This is a genomic window from Streptomyces sp. SID14478, assembly GCF_010548525.1.
Taxonomy (GTDB): domain Bacteria; phylum Actinomycetota; class Actinomycetes; order Streptomycetales; family Streptomycetaceae; genus Streptomyces.
Window position 1 is genome coordinate 1 of record NZ_JAAGMG010000021.1, and the last position, 1,188, is coordinate 1,188.

Below are 1,188 nucleotides of genomic sequence, written 5' to 3' on the forward strand. Positions count from 1 at the left end.
GCCGACCCGCACCCCGGGCTTGTCCGCTCCGCCGAGCCGGCGCGCTGCGCCCCCGGCGAGGACCAACGCGTCGTACTCGGGGGCATGGTCGACGGGCCCGGCTGCGGTCATCCCCCGAGTATGGGCGTACGGGCGATCATTGCCACCCTTGGGGAACGGCGAGTGTCACGGGCTGCGGGGCGCGGGCCCGGAGCCCGGGGTGGGCGCGGGCGCGCGTCACAGGGGTGCGGGTGGACAGGTGGCGGCCGGACGGCCCGGGGTGCGGGCAGGTGTCACAGCGTGCGCAGCAGCACCGCCGGCTGCTCGACGCAGTCCGCGACGTACCGCAGGAAGCCTCCTGCCGTACCGCCGTCGCACACCCGGTGGTCGAAGGTGAGCGAGAGCTGGACGACCTGGCGGACCGCCAACTCCCCTTCGTGCACCCACGGCTTCGGGGTGATCCGGCCGACGCCGAGCATCGCCGCCTCGGGGTGGTTGATGATCGGCGTGGAGCCGTCGACCCCGAACACCCCGTAGTTGTTCAACGTGAAGGTACCGCCGGTGAGTTCCCCGGGTGTCAGCGTCCCGGCGCGGGCCGCCTCGGTGAGCCTGGCGAACTCGGCGCTCAGCGACTCCGCGCCGCGCGCGTGGGCGTCGCGGACGACGGGCACGACGAGCCCGCGCTCGGTCTGCGCGGCGAACCCGAGATGCACCCCGTCGAGCCGCACGATCTCGCGGCGCTCCGTGTCCACCGTGGCGTTGAGCTCCGGGTAGCGGGCCAGGGCCGCCGTGCAGATGCGGGCGAGCAGCGCCAGGACGGAGATCTTGGGGCCCGCGGACGGTCCGGCCGCGGAGTTCATCGCCACGCGCGCGTGCATGAGTTCCGTGGCGTCGGCGTCCACCCAGCAGGTCGCGTCGGGTATCTCGCGGCGGCTGCGGGAGAGCTTGTCGGCGACGGCGCCACGAATGCCGCGCAAGGCGGTGCGGTGGCCCTGCGGCGCGGCTGAACCGGTCTCCGGAGCTGGCATCGGCGCGGGGGCTGCGGGGGTGGGCGCGGATACCGGCGCGGGTGCTTGCGCGGTGCGGGCCGCCTTGGCGCGCTCCACGTCGGAGCGCAGGATGAGCCCGTCGGGGCCCGATCCCGTCAACTCCCGCAGATCCAGGCCGCATTCCCGCGCGAGCTTGCGGACGAGCGGCGAGATGACCGGG

1 protein-coding gene is annotated in these 1,188 nt (G+C 74.7%); it reads right to left on the minus strand.

Annotated features, from left to right (window positions below):
• Positions 1 to 272: 272 nt before the first annotated feature.
• Positions 273 to 1,188, minus strand: a 916-nt coding sequence (locus tag G3I40_RS00870; RefSeq protein WP_164300208.1) for a dihydrolipoamide acetyltransferase family protein, incomplete at its 5' end; no start/stop codon positions are given.